The sequence below is a fragment of the Polaromonas sp. SP1 genome, from assembly GCF_003711205.1.
In the GTDB taxonomy this organism is placed as follows: domain Bacteria; phylum Pseudomonadota; class Gammaproteobacteria; order Burkholderiales; family Burkholderiaceae_C; genus Polaromonas.
Genome location: NZ_CP031013.1, coordinates 2,884,767 through 2,906,073, shown reverse-complemented (window position 1 = coordinate 2,906,073; position 21,307 = coordinate 2,884,767). Strand labels below are relative to the sequence as shown.

Annotated in this window: 22 protein-coding genes and 1 tRNA gene; all 23 read right to left on the bottom strand. The window is 58.5% G+C overall.

Annotated elements, in window-relative coordinates:
• Positions 1–13: 13 nt before the first annotated feature.
• The 23 genes from DT070_RS13845 to rpsO all read right to left on the bottom strand — a co-directional run bounded on the left by DT070_RS13845 (position 14) and on the right by rpsO (position 21,183).
• On the bottom strand, positions 14–535 hold the full coding sequence (locus DT070_RS13845) for a DUF1178 family protein (protein ID WP_122955923.1): 522 nt from the start codon (positions 533–535) through the stop codon (positions 14–16).
• Positions 536–556: 21 nt separating this feature from the next.
• Positions 557–1,171 (bottom strand): NUDIX domain-containing protein, encoded by a 615-nt coding sequence (locus DT070_RS13840; protein ID WP_228778495.1) that lies wholly within the window; start codon positions 1,169–1,171, stop codon positions 557–559.
• Positions 1,168–1,470, bottom strand: a complete 303-nt coding sequence (locus DT070_RS13835; protein WP_122955922.1) for a DUF2818 family protein — start codon at positions 1,468–1,470, stop codon at positions 1,168–1,170. Before DT070_RS13835 ends, DT070_RS13840 begins: the two co-directional genes overlap by 4 nt.
• A 24-nt stretch (positions 1,471–1,494) precedes the next feature.
• On the bottom strand, positions 1,495–2,997 hold the full coding sequence (gene nuoN / locus DT070_RS13830; protein ID WP_122955921.1) for an NADH-quinone oxidoreductase subunit NuoN: 1,503 nt from the start codon (positions 2,995–2,997) through the stop codon (positions 1,495–1,497).
• Positions 2,998–3,027: 30 nt separating this feature from the next.
• Entirely contained in the window at positions 3,028–4,503 is a 1,476-nt protein-coding gene (locus tag DT070_RS13825; protein WP_122955920.1) for an NADH-quinone oxidoreductase subunit M, read from the bottom strand.
• Between the two features lie 30 nt (positions 4,504–4,533).
• Positions 4,534–6,558: an NADH-quinone oxidoreductase subunit L gene (gene nuoL, locus DT070_RS13820; RefSeq protein ID WP_122955919.1), complete on the bottom strand. Its 2,025-nt coding sequence runs from the start codon at positions 6,556–6,558 to the stop codon at positions 4,534–4,536.
• Between the two features lie 7 nt (positions 6,559–6,565).
• Positions 6,566–6,874, bottom strand: a complete 309-nt coding sequence (gene nuoK / locus DT070_RS13815) for an NADH-quinone oxidoreductase subunit NuoK (RefSeq protein ID WP_007864437.1) — start codon at positions 6,872–6,874, stop codon at positions 6,566–6,568.
• Positions 6,871–7,524 carry an NADH-quinone oxidoreductase subunit J gene (locus DT070_RS13810; protein WP_122955918.1) on the bottom strand — a complete coding sequence of 218 codons (654 nt, stop codon included), beginning with the start codon at positions 7,522–7,524 and terminating at the stop codon, positions 6,871–6,873. Before DT070_RS13810 ends, nuoK begins: the two co-directional genes overlap by 4 nt.
• Before the next feature lie 44 nt (positions 7,525–7,568).
• On the bottom strand, positions 7,569–8,069 hold the full coding sequence (nuoI, locus tag DT070_RS13805; protein WP_122955917.1) for an NADH-quinone oxidoreductase subunit NuoI: 501 nt from the start codon (positions 8,067–8,069) through the stop codon (positions 7,569–7,571).
• A 3-nt stretch (positions 8,070–8,072) separates the two neighbouring features.
• The gene (gene nuoH, locus DT070_RS13800; RefSeq protein WP_122955916.1) at positions 8,073–9,146 is read right to left on the bottom strand and encodes an NADH-quinone oxidoreductase subunit NuoH; all 1,074 of its coding nucleotides are present in this window, start codon (positions 9,144–9,146) and stop codon (positions 8,073–8,075) included.
• Positions 9,143–11,299 carry an NADH-quinone oxidoreductase subunit NuoG gene (nuoG, locus tag DT070_RS13795; protein ID WP_122955915.1) on the bottom strand — a complete coding sequence of 719 codons (2,157 nt, stop codon included), beginning with the start codon at positions 11,297–11,299 and terminating at the stop codon, positions 9,143–9,145. Before nuoG ends, nuoH begins: the two co-directional genes overlap by 4 nt.
• A gap of 20 nt (positions 11,300–11,319) precedes the next feature.
• Positions 11,320–12,714 carry an NADH-quinone oxidoreductase subunit NuoF gene (gene nuoF, locus DT070_RS13790; RefSeq protein WP_122955914.1) on the bottom strand — a complete coding sequence of 465 codons (1,395 nt, stop codon included), beginning with the start codon at positions 12,712–12,714 and terminating at the stop codon, positions 11,320–11,322.
• Positions 12,711–13,205, bottom strand: coding sequence for an NADH-quinone oxidoreductase subunit NuoE (gene nuoE / locus DT070_RS13785; RefSeq protein ID WP_122957407.1), 495 nt, complete (start codon positions 13,203–13,205; stop codon positions 12,711–12,713). Before nuoE ends, nuoF begins: the two co-directional genes overlap by 4 nt.
• Before the next feature lie 17 nt (positions 13,206–13,222).
• The gene (locus DT070_RS13780; protein WP_122955913.1) at positions 13,223–14,476 is read right to left on the bottom strand and encodes an NADH-quinone oxidoreductase subunit D; all 1,254 of its coding nucleotides are present in this window, start codon (positions 14,474–14,476) and stop codon (positions 13,223–13,225) included.
• Positions 14,477–14,499: 23 nt separating this feature from the next.
• Positions 14,500–15,108 carry an NADH-quinone oxidoreductase subunit C gene (locus DT070_RS13775; RefSeq protein WP_122955912.1) on the bottom strand — a complete coding sequence of 203 codons (609 nt, stop codon included), beginning with the start codon at positions 15,106–15,108 and terminating at the stop codon, positions 14,500–14,502.
• A gap of 2 nt (positions 15,109–15,110) precedes the next feature.
• The gene (locus DT070_RS13770) at positions 15,111–15,590 is read right to left on the bottom strand and encodes an NADH-quinone oxidoreductase subunit B family protein (protein WP_092126779.1); all 480 of its coding nucleotides are present in this window, start codon (positions 15,588–15,590) and stop codon (positions 15,111–15,113) included.
• A 48-nt stretch (positions 15,591–15,638) separates the two neighbouring features.
• Positions 15,639–15,998, bottom strand: a complete 360-nt coding sequence (locus DT070_RS13765; protein WP_007864471.1) for an NADH-quinone oxidoreductase subunit A — start codon at positions 15,996–15,998, stop codon at positions 15,639–15,641.
• Positions 15,999–16,097: 99 nt separating this feature from the next.
• Positions 16,098–16,182, bottom strand: a tRNA-Leu gene (locus tag DT070_RS13760).
• 114 nt (positions 16,183–16,296) lie between these two features.
• Positions 16,297–16,716, bottom strand: a complete 420-nt coding sequence (secG, locus tag DT070_RS13755; protein WP_122955911.1) for a preprotein translocase subunit SecG — start codon at positions 16,714–16,716, stop codon at positions 16,297–16,299.
• Between the two features lie 33 nt (positions 16,717–16,749).
• Positions 16,750–17,508 (bottom strand): triose-phosphate isomerase, encoded by a 759-nt coding sequence (gene tpiA, locus DT070_RS13750; RefSeq protein ID WP_122955910.1) that lies wholly within the window; start codon positions 17,506–17,508, stop codon positions 16,750–16,752.
• 7 nt (positions 17,509–17,515) lie between these two features.
• On the bottom strand, positions 17,516–18,502 hold the full coding sequence (locus DT070_RS13745; RefSeq protein ID WP_122957406.1) for an NAD(P)H-quinone oxidoreductase: 987 nt from the start codon (positions 18,500–18,502) through the stop codon (positions 17,516–17,518).
• Positions 18,503–18,578: 76 nt separating this feature from the next.
• Positions 18,579–20,696: a polyribonucleotide nucleotidyltransferase gene (gene pnp, locus DT070_RS13740; protein WP_122955909.1), complete on the bottom strand. Its 2,118-nt coding sequence runs from the start codon at positions 20,694–20,696 to the stop codon at positions 18,579–18,581.
• 220 nt (positions 20,697–20,916) lie between these two features.
• Entirely contained in the window at positions 20,917–21,183 is a 267-nt protein-coding gene (gene rpsO, locus DT070_RS13735; RefSeq protein WP_007864491.1) for a 30S ribosomal protein S15, read from the bottom strand.
• Positions 21,184–21,307 lie beyond the last annotated feature (124 nt).

Below are 21,307 nucleotides of genomic sequence, written 5' to 3'. Positions count from 1 at the left end.
ATGGCTCAGATTTTTACTGCAAAGGCCCATTACCGCCGGGCAACAAGGGCAGCGGAATGACGTCGATACCTTCATCCATCAACTCTGCAGCTTCGCGCACACTTGCCTGCCCGCGAATATTTCGCGCTTCAAGCTCGCCATAGTGCATTCGGCGAGCCTCTTCGGCAAAACGGGGACCGACGTCCTCCGAGTGCGCCAACACTTTGCGCAAGGCTTTCAAGAATTCCGCTTGTTCTGCACGACTCCGTTCGGCGGGGGTCACCACGGCAACCGAATTTGATGTCTTTACGCCTTTCGCGGTTGATACAGCAGGATCTGAAGAAGCCGTCTGCTGACTGCCTTGCCCGGATGAACCCTGGCCTGCATGGCCACCCAGGTTCAGCCGTGGTGCACTGGGAAGTTTTTGAATGAGTTTGTCCGCGCACATGGGACATTCAATAAGACCGCGCGACAGCTGGTTGCGGAAATCTTCTTCGGACGCAAACCAGCCTTCAAACGAATGCTGGTGCGCGCACTGGAGATTCAAGACCTTCATGGCCGAATTATCTACCCGGTTCTACGAGCCGGCAGGCCGCCAGTCCAAAGCCCACGCTCCGGACAGCACGTTTTGAAGCCACAGCGCACCCGTCAGCGTTTTCGCGTCTGTCACCTGGCCGTTGGCACACCAGGCCAGTAGTTCCGCCGGTGTGGCAGTGAAGACGTCCAGGAACTCGCCTGCATCGAGTTTGCGCGGGCCGAGCGTCAGTCCGCGCGCAAACCAGATGTCGATGAACTCCGTCGAATAGGAAATTACCGGGTGCATCACACCAGCCCGCGCCCACTCGCGTGCAACGTAGCCGGTCTCCTCCAGCAGCTCACGTTGCGCGCATACAAGTGACTCCTCACCGGGGTCTAACTTGCCTGCGGGAAATTCCACCATGACAGACTGAACCGGATACCGGTATTGACGCTCCAGTATCAGACGGCCGTCATCAAGCTGGGCCACGATCATCACAGCCCCGGGATGGATCACATATTCACGCGTCGCCCGCGCGCCATCAGGAAGCCTGACGGTGTCACGCATCGCATGCAGAAAATCCCCTTTAAGAATTTCCATCGAGTCGAGCCGGGTTTCCACAAGATGGGCATCCGCCATCTTGCCTGACTCATCGGGACTCGGTTCCGCTTTCATGCACGATGCTTGAATAGATAGCGCCAGGTAAATCCGGGAAAAGCAAAGGTAATGAAGAGCGTGCCGGTGACAGCGTAAAACTCCCATCCCTGAGGTGCTATCTGGCCGGTTAGCTGTTCAAGGTACAAGCCCACGCCGCCGATGATGAAGTACCAGATCACCAGCTCCCCAACCCTGATGGCCAGGTTCTTGGAGGATTTGAGGGCGTAAACCGCAAACAGGCGATTACTTACAAAAGGCAAGTTGGCGGCCAGCAAGGCCAGCAGCACGACCAGCCAGACTGACGCAGTTTGGGTCATGGGACGGGAGAGAACGAAACCGGGCTAGGTGCCCAGGGATTTGACGATGCTGTTGATCGACTGGGCGCAAAGTGTCATCAAACCACCAGGCATCATGCCCAGAACAAGGATAAGTACGCCATTGATCGCCAACACCACTTTGGCATCCGTCGGTGCAGAGACGGGCTGGGCATTGTGAGCGAGTGGTGCGTCGAAGTACATGACCTTCACCACGCGCAGATAGTAGAACGCACCAATCAGCGACATGAGCACCGCAAAAACGGCCAGCACGACATACATGGTTTGCTGCGACGAAATGAGCGCCTGCAGAACAGACAGCTTCGCATAGAACCCCACCAGCGGCGGCAGGCCGGCCAGCGAGAACATGCCGATAGCCATCACCCCCGCGTACAACGGGCTGCGCTGGTTCAACCCAGCCAGGTCGGTGATTTCTTCAGACTCGTGCCCTGCGCGTGACAGCAGCATGATGATGCCGAAAGCGCTCAAAGTGGTGAGCACATAGGTCACCGCGTAAAACATGGCGGCACTGTAAGCCGATTCGGTGTTGAGCTGGTTGCCGTTCACCACGCCGGCCAATAAGCCCAGCAGCAGGAAGCCCATTTGTGAAATGGTTGAAAACGCCAGCATGCGCTTGAGGTTGGATTGGGCTACAGCAGCGAGATTACCCACCAGCAAGGAGCCAATAGCCATCAATCCCAGCATTTGCTGCCAGTCAATCGCCAGCGGCAGCAATCCTTCCACCAGCAAGCGGATGCAGATGGCAAATGCGGCCAGCTGCGGTGCACCACCGATCAAAAGCGTCACCGCGGTAGGTGCACCCTGGTAAACGTCAGGAAGCCACATGTGGAAAGGCACGGCACCCAGCTTGAAGGCCAGACCGGCCACGATAAACACCAGACCGAAAACCAGCACCTGATGCTTGACCTGGCGGCTGGCAATGGCGTTGAACACCTCATTAAGATCCAGTGAGCCGGTCGCACCGTACAGCATCGAAAGACCGTATAGCAGGAAACCGGAGGCCAATGCGCCCAGGACGAAATACTTCATGGCCGCTTCAGTTGCAGTGGCGTTGTCACGGCGCAATGCGACCAGGGCATAACTGGACAGCGTCAGCAGTTCCAGTCCCATGTAGATCACGAGGAAGTTGTGGCCCGAGATCATCACAAACATGCCTAGCAGCGCGAACAGGCTGAGCGTGAAGAATTCACCACCGCGCAGCATGTCGCGATCCGCCGCATAAGGGCGGCCGTAGACCAGCGTAATCATCAAGGTGATGCAGGCAAAGCACTTGAGCCAGCCGCCCATGGGATCGCTGACCACCATGTTGCCGAAACCGTAGAAAGTCTGCCCACCCACTGCGTAAGCTGCTTCCATGGCGGCCACCACAGCCAGTGTCAGCAAGGTGAGCACGTAGGTTAAGGTGCGCTGAGGCGACTTGACGCCCAAGTCCACCAGCGCGATCACGCAGGCCATGATCAGGAGAACGATTTCGGGATAAACCGTGATCCAGGATAGTTTGTCAATCATCTGAATTCTTTGTAGTTGCTCAGTTCAGCTTCAGTTCAGCTTGGAGACTGCGACATGCTTGAGCAGGTCCGCCACCGAGGTATTCATCACATCCGTAAACGGCTTTGGATAAATGCCCATGTACAGAACGGCAATGGCCAGCATTGCAAGCATTAGAAACTCGCGGCTGTTGATGTCGGCAAGTGCCTTGACATCGTCATTCGCCACAGGACCAAGGTAGACGCGCTTGTACATCCACAAGGTATAGGCTGCACCAAAAATAAGTGCTGTCGCCGCCGCGCCGCCTATCCAGAAGTTGTATTTGACGGCCCCCAGAATCACCATCCACTCGCCCACGAAACCAGCCGTGGCCGGCAGACCGCAGTTAGCCATGGCAAACAGCAGTGCAAAGGCCGCAAACTTGGGCATGGTGTTCACCACGCCGCCGTAGCTGGCGATTTCGCGCGAATGGACACGGTCGTACAGTACGCCGATGCACAGGAACATAGCGCCTGAAACAAAGCCGTGGGCAATCATTTGCACCAGGCCGCCCGATACACCCAGATCATTGAAGATAAAGAAGCCGAGAGTGACAAAACCCATGTGAGCCACCGACGAATAGGCCACCAGTTTTTTCATGTCCTGCTGCACGAGAGCAACCAAGCCCACATAGACGACAGCAATCAACGACAGCGCGATCATCAGCCAGGCCCACTCATGCGATGCATCCGGAGCGATCGGCATGGAAAAGCGCAGGAAACCATAAGCGCCCAGCTTCAGCATGATGGCGGCCAGAACAGCTGAACCACCAGTTGGAGCCTCAACGTGCACGTCGGGCAGCCAGGTGTGTACCGGCCACATAGGCACTTTCACCGCGAAGGCCGCAAAGAAAGCGAAGAACAACAGTGTCTGCACCGTGCTTCCCAAAGGCAGCTTGTGCCAGGTCAGGATGTCGAAGCTTCCGCCCGATTTGTTGTAGAGAAAAATTAACGCGACCAGCATCAGCAACGAGCCGAGCAGCGTGTAAAGGAAAAACTTGAACGCCGCATAAATCTTGTTAGGCCCACCCCAGATGCCGATAATCAGATACATCGGGATCAGCGTGGCCTCGAAGAACACGTAAAACAAGATTCCGTCGAGCGCCGTGAACACACCGATCATCAACCCGCTGAGAATCAGGAACGACGCCATGTACTGATTCACCCGCGTCGTGATGGCTTCCCAACTGGCGATGATGACCACCACATTAATGAAAGCGGTCAACAACACGAACCAAAGGGAAATACCGTCGACACCCAGGTGGTAATTAACATTAAAGCGCTGGATCCAGCTGCCCTTTTCCACAAATTGCATGGCCGAGGTGCCCAGCTCGAAGCCGCCGTACAAAGGCAGCGTCACCAAAAGGCTGACCACCGCACCGATCAGCGCAATCCAGCGAACGCTGCGCGCCTGCTCGTCACGGCCCAAAGCCAGCAGGACCACCCCGAAAACAATCGGTGTCCAGATCGCAAGACTCAACAAACCCATTCTTGTTCTTCCTTGTATTTGTTGAACTGATCAGCGGTTGAGCCAGACGAAATACGTCATCAACACAAAAACGCCAATGATCATGCCGAAGGCATAGTGATAGATGTAGCCGGACTGCAACCGTCTCACAACACTTGAAACCCAGCCAACCAGCTTCCAGGAGCCGTTCACCAGCGCGCCGTCGATCAGCTTCTGGTCGCCACCCTTCCACAGTGCGGTGCCCAGCGCACGTGTGCCGCGCGCGAGCACGTTTTCATTGAACCAGTCGAGGTAATACTTGTTCTCGAGCAAGGTGAAGACCGGCATGAACATGCGTTTGATCGCAGCCGGCAGAGCCGGGTTGACCATGTACATGTACCACGCCAGTACGGAGCCCGACAAAGCCAGCCAGAACGGCGCAGCGGTAAGGCCGTGCAAGGCCATCTGGGCGGGCCCATGGAACAACTTGGCCAGCTCTTCCATCGCGGGATGCTTCTCCAGATTCACCAGAATCGAATCCTTGAAAAACTCGCCGTACAGCATGGGTTCAATGGTCATGAAACCGATGACCACGGACGGAATTGCCAACAGGATCAGCGGCACCGTCACAACCCAGGGGGATTCGTGCGGTTCATGGTGCTCGTCATGGTGACCATGGTCGTCGTGGCCATGATGATGTGCATCGGGGTTTTGATCAAAGCGCTCCTTGCCATGGAACACCAGGAAATACAGGCGGAACGAGTAAAAAGCCGTCACAAAAACGCCTGCCAGCACCGCGAAATAGGCAAACCCGGCTCCCGCCAGATGGCTTTCGTGCACAGCTTCAATAATGCTGTCTTTGGAATAAAAGCCTGCGAACAAAGGCGTGCCGATCAAAGCCAGCGTGCCCAGCAGCGAGGTGATCCAGGTGATCGGCATGTACTTGCGTACGCCGCCCATCCAGCGGATATCCTGGTTGTGATGCATCCCGATGATGACCGAGCCTGCAGCCAGGAACAGCAGCGCCTTGAAAAAGGCATGCGTCATCAGGTGAAAAACAGCCACTGAATAGGCCGAAGCGCCCAGCGCCACTGTCATATAGCCCAGCTGCGACAGCGTGGAATACGCGACAACGCGCTTGATGTCGTTCTGGATGATGCCCAGAAAGCCCATGAACAAGGCAGTGATGGCGCCTATCACCATGATGAAGCTGAGCGCGGTGTCGCTGAGTTCAAACAAGGGCGACATGCGTGCCACCATGAAGATGCCGGCGGTCACCATGGTTGCCGCGTGAATCAGCGCAGAGATCGGGGTTGGGCCCTCCATGGAATCCGGCAGCCACACGTGCAACGGGAATTGCGCGGACTTGCCCATGGCGCCGATGAAGAGGCAAATGCAGATCACGGTCACCAGCATCCAGCCGGTACCCGGAAGTGTCAGTTTGGAGAGTTCGTCAGCCTTGGCAAAAGCCTCGCCGTAGTTCAGTGTGCCGGCGTAGGCGGCAATCAGGCCAATGCCAAGTATGAAGCCGAAGTCACCCACACGGTTGACGAGGAAGGCTTTCATGTTCGCGAAAATGGCGGTCGGCTTGTTGAACCAGAAACCGATCAGCAGGTAGGACACCAGGCCGACGGCCTCCCAGCCGAAGAACAGCTGCAGCATGTTGTTGCTCATCACCAGCATCAACATGGAGAAAGTGAACAGCGAAATGTAGGCGAAAAAGCGGTTGTAGCCCTCGTCCTCCTCCATATAGCCGATGGTGTAGATATGCACCATGAGGGAGACAAAAGTCACCACACACATCATCATGGCCGTGAGGCCGTCGACCAGGAATCCGACTTCCATCTTCAAGCCACCGACGCTCATCCAGGTATAGAGCGTCTCGTTGAAGCGCGCGCCATCAATTGCCACGCTCTTGAGCGTCATGGCCGAGATGATGAACGCCACCAGCACACCCAGAATGGTGAGCGTGTGCGACAGGCGCCGGCCTATCCAGTTGCCGCCGAACGAGGTACCAAGGATACCGGCCGCCACGGCGCCGGCCAGCGGCGCCAGCGGGACGGCCAGCAGGGCCGATGCGGAAAGGGTTTGACTCATCTTGTTTTTAGCCCTGGAGCGTGTTGAGTTCGTCTACGTTGATACTGGATTTGTTGCGGAACAGCAGCACCAGGATGGCCAGGCCGATAGCCGACTCGGCTGCGGCGACGGTCAGAATAAAGAACACAAATACCTGTCCGGCCATATCGTTCAGATAGTAAGAGAAGGCCACAAAATTCATGTTGACCGCCAGCAGCATGAGCTCAATGGCCATGAGCAGGACGATCAGGTTTTTGCGATTCAGGAAAATACCGATGACCGATAGCGCGAAAAGCATCGCGCCCAGCGAAAGAAAATGTCCGAGGGTGAGCGTCATGATTTCTTTTCCTCGGCGGGTGCTTCGGCTGCGGCAATAACCGGCGCAGCGACGACTGATTTCATCTTGACCAGGCTCACACGATCTGCGCGCTTGACCCGGATTTGTTCTGAAGGGTTCTGGTATTTGGAGTCTTTGCGTGCTCGCAAAGTCAATGCGATGGCGGCAATGATGGCCACCAGCAAAATCACAGCGGCGACTTCCAGCGGATAGATATATTCGGAGTACAGCAGCTTGCCGAGCTCTTTGGTATTGGAAACCTGTGCGCCGATCTGGCCGGCGACGCCCGAAGTCTTAGGAGGCTCACGGAAACCACCCATCAGAACATAAGACATTTCAAGTGCGATGATGGCGCCCACAGATCCGGCAAGCGGAAAATGCTTCCAGAAGCCTTTTCGCACGCTATCGATATTGATGTCCAGCATCATCACCACGAAGAGAAATAGCACCATCACGGCGCCCACATAGACCAGCACCAGAGTGATGGCCAGAAACTCGGCCTTGAGCAGAATCCAGACAGCGGATGCCTGGAAAAAAGCCAGCACGAGGTAAAGCGCCGCATGCACCGGGTTGCGCGCGGTAATCACCTTGAATGCTGCAAACAGCAGCACCGCAGCGAAAACATAAAAAAGACCTGTTTTAGCGTCCATGTTCTTGTGGGTTCTTTCTTGAGCCAGCAGCCTGGTCTATGAATTCAGCGGTACTTGGCATCTGCCGCACGGTTGGCGGCAATTTCCGACTCATAACGGTCGCCCACGGCCAGCAGCATCTCTTTGGTGAAATACAGGTCACCACGTTTTTCGCCGTGATACTCAAAAATATGGGTTTCAACAATTGAATCCACCGGGCAGCTTTCCTCGCAGAAACCGCAGAAGATGCATTTGGTCAAATCGATGTCGTAGCGAGAGGTACGGCGGCTGCCGTCTTCGCGCACATCGGATTCGATGGTGATCGCCATCGCCGGGCACACCGCTTCGCACAATTTGCAGGCGATGCATCGCTCTTCGCCATTTTCATAACGGCGCAGCGCGTGCAGACCGCGAAAGCGCGGGCTCAACGGCGTTTTTTCCTCGGGGAACTGAACCGTGATCTTGCGGCTGAACATGTACTTGCCGGTCAAGGCCATGCCCTTGAACAACTCGGTGAGCATGAAGCTCGAAACAAAATCCTTGACGGAAGCTACTGCGGAAGACATGTTTTATTTCCAGATGTTGTAAGGGGTCTGCATCCAGGCCCCAACGACCACCAGCCAGACAAGCGTGACAGGGATGAAGATCTTCCAGCCCAAACGCATGATCTGGTCATAACGAAAACGCGGGAAAGTGGCGCGAACCCACAGGAACATGGTGACGACCACAAAGGTCTTCGCACCCAGCCAGATCCAGCCCGGGATGAAACTCAGGGCTTCGACAGGCGGCAACCAGCCGCCAAGGAACAGCAGCACAGCGAGGATCGCTACCAGCCACATGTTCGCGTATTCAGCCAGGAAGAACATTGCGAAGGCCATGCCCGAATATTCGACCATGTGCCCGGCCACGATTTCAGACTCGCCTTCGACCACGTCAAACGGGTGACGGTTAGTCTCGGCAAGGCCGGAGATGAAGTACACAACAAAAATCGGCAGCAGCGGCAGCCAGTTCCAGGACAGGAAAGTCCAGCCATGGCTCGCCAAAGTACCCTTACCCTGGCTCATCACGATATCTGTCATGTTGAGGCTGCCCGACACCATGAGCACCACCACCAAGCAGAAGCCCATGGCGATTTCGTAGCTCACCATTTGCGCCGATGCGCGCATAGCGCCCAGGAAGGCGTATTTGGAGTTGGAGGCCCAACCCGCAATGATCACGCCATAAACTTCCAGCGACGTGATGGCCATGAGGAACAGCAAGCCGGCATTGATGTTGGCCAGCGCGATCTCAGGCCCGAAAGGAATCACGGCCCAGGCGGCCAGTGCCGGCATGATGGTCATGATGGGACCGAGGACGAACAAGCCCTTGCTCGCCGCCGTGGGGATGATGATCTCCTTGGTCAGCAGCTTGAGCGCGTCGGCGATCGGTTGGAGCAAGCCAAAAGGCCCGACGCGGTTAGGGCCGAGGCGAATTTGGGTGAACCCAATGGCCTTGCGCTCCCATAGTGTGAGGTAAGCCACCAGTCCCATCAGCGGCGCCAGGACACAGACAATCTTGATGAGAGTCCACAGCACGGGCCAAATCGTCGCCGGCCAAATACCGCCCATCAATCCTTGGCCGAAGACGTAGATTCCGTCAATCATGCGACCACCCCTTCAAGCTTTGCTTCAACGCCGGCACTGCGACGGGCATCCGCCGTCAGCTGTAACGATGTCGCACGCCTGACCAGTCCGTCTAACTGGTAAATACTGGCCACAGCAGGTGCATGAGCAGGAGTCGCAGAAAGTTCGATGCCGGTCTGGATACCGTTGCCCAGTTTGCCCGGCGGAAGTTGCGCAGCATCAGCATCGCCGATCTGTTTGAGTACATCTTGCGACGACTCGAAATCAAAACCAGGCAAGCCCAACAGGTTGGCAAGCACACGCAATACCTTCCAGGCAGGCCGCGTATCGCCCAACGGTTTGACGACGGCGTGAAAGCCTTGCACCCGGCCTTCGGCGTTCACAAAGGTCCCCGGGGTCTCGGTAAAAGGCGCGATTGGCAGCAACACATCGCTAAAGCCCATGTTGGCCTTGAAGGGACTTAGCGTCACGACCATTTGTGCGGTATTGAGCGAGGCTTTCGCCCGAGCGCCCGCAGCGGAATCAAACTCAGGTTCGTTGTTGAGCAGGATCACCGCCTTGAGCTGGCCGTCCAGCATCTGGCCAGCATTGAGCCCCTTGCCAGCAGGCAACGCACCGGCCAGTTGAGCCCCAACGGTATTGGCGGCCTCGGTAAGGTAGCCAACGGTCGCGCCGGTCTGCTCGCCTATCCAGTTGGCGAGCGCCAGCAAGCTGGAGGCCTTGGCATGATGGGCTGCGGCATTGCCCAGCAAAATCGCTTTGCGCTCGCCGCCCTGCAGAGACTTGGCGATCGCCTTGGCAGCATCGCTAGCTTGGCCGGCGGCCGGCGCAGGAACGCCCTTGTCAGCCGCGATAGCTGTTGCCACATCAGCCAAGGCTTGGGCCCAAGCCTCAGGCGCTGCCAGCAACGTATTGGCGACCGGCATGGCCCAGGCGTCCGGGCTTGCCAGCTCAATGGCAGAGTTGATGGTGCTGAGCGCCCCGCCCTTGCGCAAGGACTGGCGAATGCGCTGTGCAAAGAGAGGATGGTCCTTGCGCAGGTTGGATCCGACCACCAGCACGCGCTGCAACTGCGACAGAGATGCGATAGAAGTGCCCAGCCAGCGGATGGCCGACGGCGTAGCGAATTCCGCGTTGCGCAGGCGATAGTCGATGTTCTCGCTGCCCAATCCGCGCATCAATGACGCGGCCAAATAGAGCTCTTCCAGGGTACTGTGCGGACTGGCCAGTGTGCCGATGCTGTTGGCTCCATGGTCGGCTTTGATCTGCTTGAGGCCGTTGGCCACATATTCAAGTGCAGTCTGCCAGTCGACCGTTTTCCATTCGCCGCCCTGCTTGAGCATGGGGCTGGTCAGGCGTTCGTCGCCGTTGAGCGCTTCGTATGAAAAACGGTCGCGGTCAGCAATCCAGCATTCGTTGACGTCTTCATTCTCCAGGGGCACGACGCGCATGACCTTGTTGCTCTTGACCTGAACGATCAGGTTGGCGCCGGTCGAGTCGTGCGGGCTGACCGACTTGCGGCGCGAGAGCTCCCACGTGCGGGCGGAGTAACGGAAAGGTTTGCTGGTCAGTGCGCCAACTGGGCAGATGTCAATCATGTTGCCGGACAGTTCGGAGTCCACCGACATGCCCACGAAGGTTTCGATCTCGGCGTGCTCGCCGCGATGCGACATGCCGAGTTCCATCACGCCGGCCACTTCCTGGCCGAAACGCACGCAGCGGGTGCAATGGATGCAACGGCTCATTTCCTGCATGGATATCAGCGGGCCGACGTCCTTGTGGAAGACGACGCGCTTTTCTTCTTCGTAACGCGATTCGCTGCCGCCATAACCCACTGCCAAATCCTGCAGTTGGCATTCACCGCCCTGGTCGCAAATCGGGCAATCCAGCGGGTGGTTGATCAGCAGGAACTCCATCACGCCCTTCTGGGCCTTGATGGCTTTGTCGTTCTTGGTGCGCACGATCATGCCTTGGGTGACAGGCGTGGCGCAGGCCGGCATGGGCTTGGGCGCTTTCTCCACGTCGACCAGGCACATGCGGCAGTTGGCGGCAATGCTGAGTTTCTTGTGATAACAGAAGTGCGGAATGTAGGTGCCGGCTTTTTCGGCCGCATGCATCACCGTGCTTCCTTCAAGCACTTCCACCTTCTGGCCGTCGAGTTCTATTTCAACCATATTTTTTTCTTTCGGCGGCTTTAGGCCTGAGCAGCAGCCTGAACCGGGGCGTGGGAGACTTGTGGTTTGATCATGGCTTCAAACTCGTGACGGAAGTGTTTGATCATCGCGCGCACAGGCATGGCCGCGGCATCGCCAAGCGCGCAGATAGTGCGGCCCTGGATGTTGTCGGCCACCGAGTTCAGCAGGTCCATATCGGTCTGCTTGCCGTGGCCGTTGTGGATACGGTCTACGACACGCCAGAGCCAGCCCGTGCCTTCGCGGCAGGGCGTGCACTGGCCGCAGGATTCGTGCATATAAAAATAAGACAGGCGCTTGAGCGACTCGACCATGCAACGGCTGTCGTCCATAACGATCACAGCACCCGAACCCAGCATGGAGCCGGCCTTGGCGATGGAGTCGTAGTCCATGGTGCATTCCATCATGATGGAGGCCGGCAGTACTGGGGCCGAGGAGCCGCCGGGAATCACGGCCTTCAGCGTACGACCCTTGCGCACACCGCCCGCGAGTTCCAGCAGCTTGGAGAACGGCGTGCCCATGGGCACTTCATAGTTGCCCGGCAGCTCGACATCACCCGACACCGAATAAATCTTGGTACCACCGTTATTTGGCTTGCCGCACTCGAGGTAAGCCTGGCCGCCGTTGCGGATGATCCAGGGCACCGCGGCGAAGGTCTCGGTGTTGTTGATGGTGGTGGGCTTGCCGTAGAGGCCGAAGCTGGCCGGAAACGGCGGTTTGAAGCGCGGCTGGCCTTTTTTGCCTTCGAGCGATTCGAGCAGTGCGGTTTCCTCACCGCAGATGTAGGCACCGAAGCCGTGCGAGGCATGGAGCTGAAAGCTGAAGCCGCTGCCGAAAATGTTGTCGCCCAGCAATCCCGCGGCGCGCGCCTCTTCCAGCGCTTCTTCAAAGCGCTGGTAGGTCGCAAAGATTTCGCCGTGAATGTAGTTGTATCCGACGCTGATACCCATGGCATAGGCGGCAATCGCCATGCCTTCGATCACGCTGTGAGGGTTGTACTGCATGATGTCGCGGTCTTTGCAAGTGCCCGGCTCACCCTCGTCCGAATTGCAGACCAGGTATTTCTGTCCCGGGAACTGGCGCGGCATGAAGCTCCACTTGAGGCCGGTAGGAAAACCGGCGCCGCCACGGCCGCGCAGGCTGCCGGCCTTGACTTCAGCAATGACCTGATCGGGCGTCATGCCCTCACCGCCATCCTGCTTGAGGATCTTGCGCAGGGCCTGGTAGCCGCCACGCGCCTCGTAATCCTTGAGCCGCCAATTGCTGCCGTCGAGGTCGGCCAGGATTTGCGGATTGATGTGCCGGCCGTGGAAGCAGGTCTGCACCCCGGTGGCCGCGAACTGGGACAGCACGCTTTGCGCGGCCGCGCTGTGAGGGGTCAGGTGTGCGAGCGTCATGGTTGCTTTGCCTCGGCGGATTTGAGACCTTCGATGAGCTGGTCCAGCTTCTCGTTGCTCATGAAGCTGCACATGGTGAGGTCGTTGACGAGCATCACCGGCGAATCCGCACAGGCGCCCAGGCATTCGGACTGCTGCAGCGTGAACAGGCCGTCGGCGCTGGTCTCGCCCATGGCGATGCCCAGCTTGTGCTCCAGGTGCTTGAGCGCCTTGGCGCCGTCACGCAACTGGCAAGGCAGGTTTGTGCACACATTGAGCTTGTACTTGCCAACCGGGCGCTGGTTGTACATGTTGTAGAAGGTGGTGACTTCATGCACAGCGATAGGCGCCATGCCGAGATATTCGGCCACGATCTTCTCGCTCTCGGCGCTCACATACCCATGCTCTTCCTGCAGGATGGTGAGGCATGCCATGACGGCGGACTGCTTTTGGTCAGCCGGGTATTTGGCTACTTCGCGGTCGAACCGCACTCTGGTTTGTTCAGAAATCATGGGGGAAACCATCCGGTTTAGCGATCAATCTCACCGAACACGATGTCCATGGTGCCGATCACGGCGACAGCATCGGCAATCATGTGGCCGCGCGACATTTCGTCCATGGCCGCGAGGTGCGGGAAACCCGGCGGGCGGATTTTCAGGCGGTAAGGCTTGTTGGCGCCGTCGCTCACGATATAGATGCCGAACTCACCCTTGGGGTGCTCAACCGCTGCGTAGGCCTCGCCTTCCGGAACGTGGAAACCTTCGGTAAAGAGTTTGAAATGGTGGATCAACTCTTCCATGTTGGATTTCATGGATTCACGGTCCGGCGCGGCAACCTTGTGGTTGCTGGTGATCACGGGGCCGGGATTTACGCGCAGCCAGTCAATGCACTGCTTGATGATGCGATTGGACTGACGCATCTCTTCAATGCGGACCAGGTAGCGGTCATAGCAGTCGCCGGTCTTGCCAACCGGGATGTCGAAGTCCATCTTGTCGTAGACGTCGTAAGGCTGCTGCTTGCGCAAGTCCCATGCAAAACCCGAACCCCGAAGCATGGGGCCCGTGAAACCGAGATTGAGTGCGCGCTCTGGAGAAACGACACCCACACCCACCGTGCGCTGCTTCCAGATGCGGTTGTCCGTCAGCAGTGTTTCGTATTCGTCAACATAACCCGGAAACTTGTTCGAGAAGTCTTCGATGAAGTCGAGCAGAGAACCCTGGCGGTTCTCATTCAGCGCTTCAATGGCCTTGGCATTTTTGACCTTGCTGACGCGGTACTGAGGCATGCTGTCGGGCAGGTCGCGATACACACCGCCCGGGCGGAAATAGGCTGCATGCATGCGCGCACCCGAGACGGCCTCGTACATGTCAAACAGCGCTTCGCGTTCGCGGAAGCAGTAAATCAGGATATTCATCGCGCCGCAGTCGAAACCGTGCGCACCCAGCCACAACAGGTGATTGAGCAGGCGCGTGATTTCGGCATACATCACGCGGATGTACTGTGCGCGTACCGGCACATCAACACCGAGCAGCTTTTCAATGGCCAGGCAATAGGCGTGCTCGTTGGACATCATCGAGACGTAATCCAGCCTGTCCATATAGGGCAGCGACTGGATGTAGGTTTTGCTTTCGGCAAGCTTCTCGGTCGCGCGGTGCAGCAGGCCGATATGCGGATCGGCGCGCTGAATGACTTCCCCGTCGAGTTCAAGCACCAGCCGCAGCACACCGTGCGCGGCAGGATGCTGTGGCCCAAAGTTGAGCGTGTAGTTTTTGATTTCAGCCATGGGGTATCTCTTGTCGACGCTGCTTACTGCAGGCCACCGTAGTTGTCTTCGCGAATCACGCGGGGGGTGATCTCACGCGGCTCGATGGTGACCGGCTGATAGATCACGCGCTTCTGCTCGGAGTCGTAGCGCATTTCCACATGGCCTGAAGTCGGGAAATCCTTGCGGAAAGGATGGCCGATAAAGCCATAGTCGGTCAAGATGCGGCGCAGGTCGTTGTGACCTTCAAAGATGATGCCGTAAAGATCGAAAGCCTCGCGCTCAAACCAGTTGGCTGAGTTCCAGATGTCATTGAGAGAATCCACCACCGGGAAATCGTCATCGGGGCAGAACACCTTGAGGCGCACGCGTTGGTTCAGGCTGACCGACAGCAGGTGCGACACCACGCAATACCGCAAGCCGCCGTATTGGCCGTCCTTATATTCGGAATAGTCGACGCCGCAAAGGTCGATGAGCTGCTCGAAGCGGCAACCGGGCGCATCGCGCAACTGGGCTGCGGCTACAAGGTAGTCGGCAGCAGTCACCGTGAGGGTGATTTCACCGAGCGCGGTGTTCAGGCTTTTGACTTTGTCGCCAAGCACTGCACGAATCGTTTCGGCGAGTTGCTCCATGGAAACAGGAGAAGAGGACATTTTTATGCCCTCGCAATCGTGTTGGTGCGGCGGATTTTCTGCTGCAGCTGGATGATGCCGTACATCAGCGCCTCCGCCGTGGGCGGGCAACCGGGCACGTACACGTCGACCGGCACGATACGGTCGCAGCCACGAACCACCGAATAGCTGTAGTGGTAATAACCGCCGCCGTTGGCGCAAGAGCCCATGGACAATACCCAGCGCGGCTCGGACATCTGGTCATACACCTTGCGCAGCGCCGGTCCCATCTTGTTGCACAGCGTGCCGGCCACGATCATCAGATCGGACTGGCGCGGACTGGGACGGAACAACATGCCGAAACGGTCGATGTCGTAGCGCGCAGCACCAGCATGCATCATTTCGACGGCGCAGCACGCGAGGCCGAACGTCATGGGCCAGAGCGAACCCGTCTTGGCCCAGTTCACCACCGAGTCGTAACTCGTGGTCATGAAGCCTTCGTTGAAAACACCTTCAAGTGACATACCCGTACCTTTGTGGCGAGATTCGCCTAGAGAACCCTCGGGATCTTCTTATTCCCAGTCCAGCGCACCTTTTTTCCACTCGTAGACAAAGCCCACGACCAGAATGCCCAGGAAAATCATGACGGACCAGAAACCGACAGGACCGATTTCCTTGAGCGCAACGGCCCAGGGAAAAAGGAACGCGATTTCGAGGTCAAAAAGAATGAAGAGGATGGCGACCAGGTAGTAGCGCACATCGAATTTCATGCGGGCATCTTCGAAAGCTTCGAAGCCGCATTCGTAGGGGGAGTTTTTTTCACTGTCGGGCCGCACGGGCCCCAACAAACGACCCAGGACCTGAGGCACCACGCCGACACCCACACCGACCAGAATAAACAGGAGAACAGGAAGGTATTGATCGAGGTTCATCGTGGATTCAACTTCTGAAAAGCCACTTGCGCGGTTTGCTTCAGTTTGCCGTTTGAGCCGACAGCACTGCCGGAGCGCTGCTGCCGATGCATGTCAATCTGGTGCGGACGGCGAGACTCGAACTCGCACACCTTTCGGCACTACCCCCTCAAGATAGCGTGTCTACCAATTTCACCACGTCCGCGGTATTTATTGTCTGGATGGCATGAGGAAACCTTGCGGTTTTGGGCTTTCCAGACAGTCTCAGAGTTTACCCTGAAATCCCGCTTCCCCCATGAGGAAGCAGCAGCAATAAGCGTTATTTCGTCGGGATTTGCGCAGCACCCGATGCAGCCGGCGCAGGAGCGGCGGGAACTGCAGCGCCGGTGCCGGCGGGCACCGTGGTGCCGGGGATTTGGGTCGCGCCGGAGGCCGATGCCGCGGGGGCAGGAGCCGTCACCGCCGCACCTTCCAGAACGCTGGAGCCGGCGCGCGGCTGCGTGCTGCCGCCAAAGTAAGCGAGCAGCAAGGTGCAGGCAAAAAACAACGCGGCCAGGATACCGGTGGTGCGCGACAGAAAGTTGGCACTGCCGCTGGCGCCAAACAGGCTGCCGGAGCCGCCGCTTCCAAACGCCGCACCCATGTCGGCACCCTTGCCGTGCTGCACCAGGATCAGGCCAATCATGCCAAGCGCCGAGAGCATCTGCACTGCAAGGACAATGGTTAATACAACGTTCATATCTACTCCTAAATTAATAGCGTGCTGTGCTTGCTAGTTGCGGGCTGCAGCAATAATTGTCAAAAAATCGGGGGCTTTGAGCGACGCGCCGCCAATGAGGCCGCCGTCAATGTCGGGCTGGGCCAGCAGCGACGCCGCATTGGCAGCGTTCATGCTGCCGCCATACAGAATCTTCACGCGCGCGAACTGGTCCGTCGCCGCTTTCAATTGGGCCCGCAGCACGGCATGCACCGCCTGGGCCTCTTCCGGCGAAGCTGTCTTGCCGGTGCCGATGGCCCATACAGGCTCGTAGGCCACCACGATTTCGCTGATGCAATGGCCGTTGGTGTGAATCACCGCGGCCAGTTGGCGCTTGACGACTTCTTCGGTGTGGCCCGCTTCGCGCTCAGCCAGCGTTTCGCCGATGCAGACGATGGGCGTGATGCCCGCGGCCAGTGCGGCTTTGGTTTTGTCGGCGACCAGTTGATCCGTTTCGCCATGGTATTGGCGGCGCTCCGAATGGCCGACGATGGCAAACCGGCAACCGAACTCCTTGAGCATGGCGGCACTCACCTCGCCGGTGTAGGCGCCAGAGGCATGTGCTGAGACATCCTGCGCGCCCAACTCAACGGGAGCAAGACCTGCTTTCGCAGCGCGCATGGCCTGGACTTGTGCCAGATATGGCGCGGGCACGCACACGGCCACTTCGCATGCTGCAGGATTGGCCAAACCTTGCGCCAGCGCGTCCAGCAAGGCGGTGTTGGCCGCCAGGCTGCCGTTCATCTTCCAGTTTCCCGCAATGAGTTTTTTCATCTTTGGCTTACCAGGTCAAAACGATTTTGCCGACGTGCTGGTTGGACTCCATCAGCGCGTGCGCTTTGGCAGCATCCGCAGCGGCGAACGTACTGTGAATCACCGGCTTGACGGCGCCGCCGGCAATCAGCGGCCAGACTTTTTCTTTCAGCGCTTTCGCAATACCGGCCTTGAACTCGACAGAGCGCGGACGCAAGGTCGAACCGGTGATGGTCAGGCGCTTGCGCAGCACGAGTCCGGCATTGAATTCGGCTTTGGTGCCGCCCTGCAGCGCAATGATGACGAGGCGGCCGTCTTCAGCCATGCAGTCGACTTCGCGTGCGACATAACTGCCGGCAACCATGTCGAGAATGACGTCGACGCCCTTCCCGTTCGTCAGCTTTTTGGCCTCTTCGGCGAAATCGCTGGTCTTGTAGTTGATGGCATGGTCGGCGCCCAAGGCCACGCAGGCGGCACACTTGTCGTCGCTGCCGGCGGTGACCAGCACCTTGGCGCCCAAGGCCTTGGCAATCTGAATGGCCGTCACGCCGATGCCGCTGGAGCCGCCCTGGATCAACAGCGTTTCGCCCGGCTGCAAATGAGCGCGCTCAAACACATTGCTCCAAACCGTAAAGAAGGTCTCCGGCAGGGAGGCGGCTTCGATATCGCTGAGCCCTTCAGGCACGGGCAGGCACTGCGCCACAGGCGCAACGCATAACTCGGCATAACCACCGCCCGCCACCAATGCGCAGACACGGTCACCAATTTTCAAGCCTGCGGCTGCCATTGCCCGGGCATCGCCGGAAACAATCACGCCCGCCACCTCAAGCCCGGGGATGTCCGACGCACCGGGCGGCACCGGATAGTGCCCCATGCGCTGCAAAACATCAGGGCGGTTCACGCCGCTGGCATTCACACGAATCAGGACTTCGCCGGCGCCGTCAACGGGAGCCGGACGCGAGCCCAGGCGCAAAACCTCAGGCGCGCCATAGGATGTAATTTCAACAGCTTTCATGAATATCCAGGTCATTTGTGCCGCCAGCCCAAGGTACGCAAGGGCTGGCAGCTACAAAATCAATAGCAGATACTGATCAGCCCCGGTCCTGGTCCTGGGCTGGACGGTCGAGCAAAGCCTTCATCGACAGCTTGACGCGGCCTTTCTCGTCGGTCTCAAGAACCTTGACCTTGACGATCTGGCCTTCGCTCAGGTAGTCGGTGACTTTTTCGACGCGCTCGTGGGCGATCTGGCTGATGTGCAGCAGGCCGTCCTTGCCGGGCAGCAGGTTGATCAGTGCGCCGAAGTCCAGGATCTTGGTGACCGGGCCTTCGTAGACCTTGCCGATTTCGACTTCAGCGGTGATCTCGGCGATGCGGCGCTTGGCTTCGTCGGCCTTGGCGCTGTCGTTCGAGGCGATGGTGATGGTGCCGTCTTCCTCGATGTTGATTTGCGTGCCAGTTTCTTCGGTCAGCGCGCGGATGACCGCGCCGCCCTTGCCGATCACGTCGCGAATCTTCTCGGGGTTGATCTTCATGACGTACAGGCGCGGCGCGAAGTCGGACACTTCAGCCTTGGCTTCGCCCATGGCTTCCTGCATCTTGCCCAGGATGTGCATGCGGGCTTCTTTGGCCTGGGCCAGCGCAACCTGCATGATTTCCTTGGTGATGCCCTGGATCTTGATGTCCATCTGCAGCGCGGTGATACCGAAGGTGGTACCGGCAACCTTGAAGTCCATGTCACCCAGATGATCTTCGTCGCCCAGGATGTCGGTCAGCACGGCAAAGCGGTTGTCTTCCTTGATCAGGCCCATGGCGATACCGGCCACGTGGGCCTTCATCGGCACGCCGGCGTCCATCAGCGACAGGCAGCCGCCGCAGACCGAAGCCATCGACGAAGAGCCGTTGGATTCGGTGATTTCAGACACAACACGCATGGTGTAAGGGAATTCTTCCTTCGTCGGCAGCACGGCGATCAGCGCGCGCTTGGCCAGGCGGCCGTGGCCGATCTCGCGGCGTTTTGGCGAGCCGACACGGCCGGTTTCGCCGGTGGCGAACGGAGGCATGTTGTAGTGCAGCATGAAGCGGTCTTCGTAGTCGCCCGACAGTGCGTCGATGCGCTGCGCGTCGCGCTCGGTGCCCAGCGTGGTCACGACCAGCGCTTGCGTTTCACCGCGCGTGAACAGGGCCGAACCGTGGGTGCGGGGCAGCACGCTGTTGCGGATTTCAATCGCGCGAACGGTGCGCGTGTCGCGGCCGTCGATACGGGGCTCGCCGGCCAGGATCTGGCTGCGGACGATCTTGGCTTCGATGTCGAACAGCATGCCTTCAACGGCGACGCTGTCGAATGCGACTTCATCGGCCTTCAGGGCGGCCATGACTTCCGAGGTCACCACACGGCAGGCTTGCGTACGGGCTTGCTTGGCGCGGATCTGGTACGCGGCCTGCAGCTTGGCGCCGGCCAGTTCGTTGACCCTGGCGATCAGCGGCTCGTTCTTGGCAGGAGCCTGCCAGTCCCACACCGGCTTGCCGGCGTCGCGCACGAGTTCGTGGATCGCGTTGATGGCGATATTGCCCTGCTCATGGCCGAACACCACGGCGCCGAGCATGATTTCTTCAGACAGCTGCTGGGCTTCGGACTCGACCATCAGTACGGCGGCTTCGGTGCCGGCCACAACCAGGTCCATCTTCGAATCCTTGAGCTGGGTCTTGCCGGGGTTCAGCACGTACTGCCCGTCGATGTAGGCCACGCGGGCGGCGCCGATCGGGCCGTTGAACGGGATGCCGGAGATCGACAGTGCGGCGCTCGAAGCGATCAGCGCGGGGATGTCGCCTTCCACTTCAGGGTTGAGCGACAGCACATGGATCACGACCTGCACTTCGTTGAAGAAGCCTTCGGGGAACAGGGGGCGGATCGGGCGGTCGATCAGGCGGGACGTCAGCGTTTCGAATTCGCTGGGGCGGCCTTCGCGCTTGAAGAAGCTGCCGGGGATGCGGCCGGCGGCGTAGGTTTTCTCGAGGTAGTCAACGGTCAGGGGGAAGAAATCCTGGCCGGGCTTGGCGTCGGTTTTGGCGACGACGGTGGCCAGCACAACGGTGCCGTCCATGTCAACGATGACGGCGCCGCTGGACTGGCGTGCGACTTCGCCGGTTTCCATCGTGACCTTGTGCTGGCCCCACTGGAAGGACTTGGTGACTTTGTTGAAAATGCTCATGTTCTTTTCTCCACTAAATTCACGCACTTGAGGCAGTGCGGGAGGCCCGGAGCGGTGGCTGGCTGAACACGATGCCATTCCACAAAATGCCTGGGATCAGGCGCCTGACCAGGGCTTTTTTTGTGGAATGACACAGCGCGTGCTCGTTTTGCCTTGCTCCGAAGTAAAAAGCGCCTGAGCTAGTGAACTAACTCAGGCGCTTTCAAATCGTTTTTACCGATTACTTGCGCAGGCCAAGCTTGGCGATCAGCGCGGTGTAACGGTCAGCATCTTTGGACTTGAGGTAGTCCAGCAGCTTGCGGCGGCGGCTCACCATGCGCAGCAGACCGCGGCGGCCGTGGTGATCCTTGGCGTTGGCCTTGAAATGGGGGGTCAGTTCGTTGATGCGGCCGGTCAGCAGCGCCACTTGAACTTCAGGGCTGCCGGTGTCGCCGGCGGCACGTGCGTTGGCCTGAACGATTTCGGCCTTGACTGATTTTGCAATCATGGGTTTCTCTTTCTTGCACCGAGGTGCGCTTGCGAGCGAAGCAGCGTTCCCGACATGGGAGTGAAATAAACCGCTTTCGTCGTGTTCCGGCAGGTAAAGGCCCAAAAATGGCCTCAAACCGCAC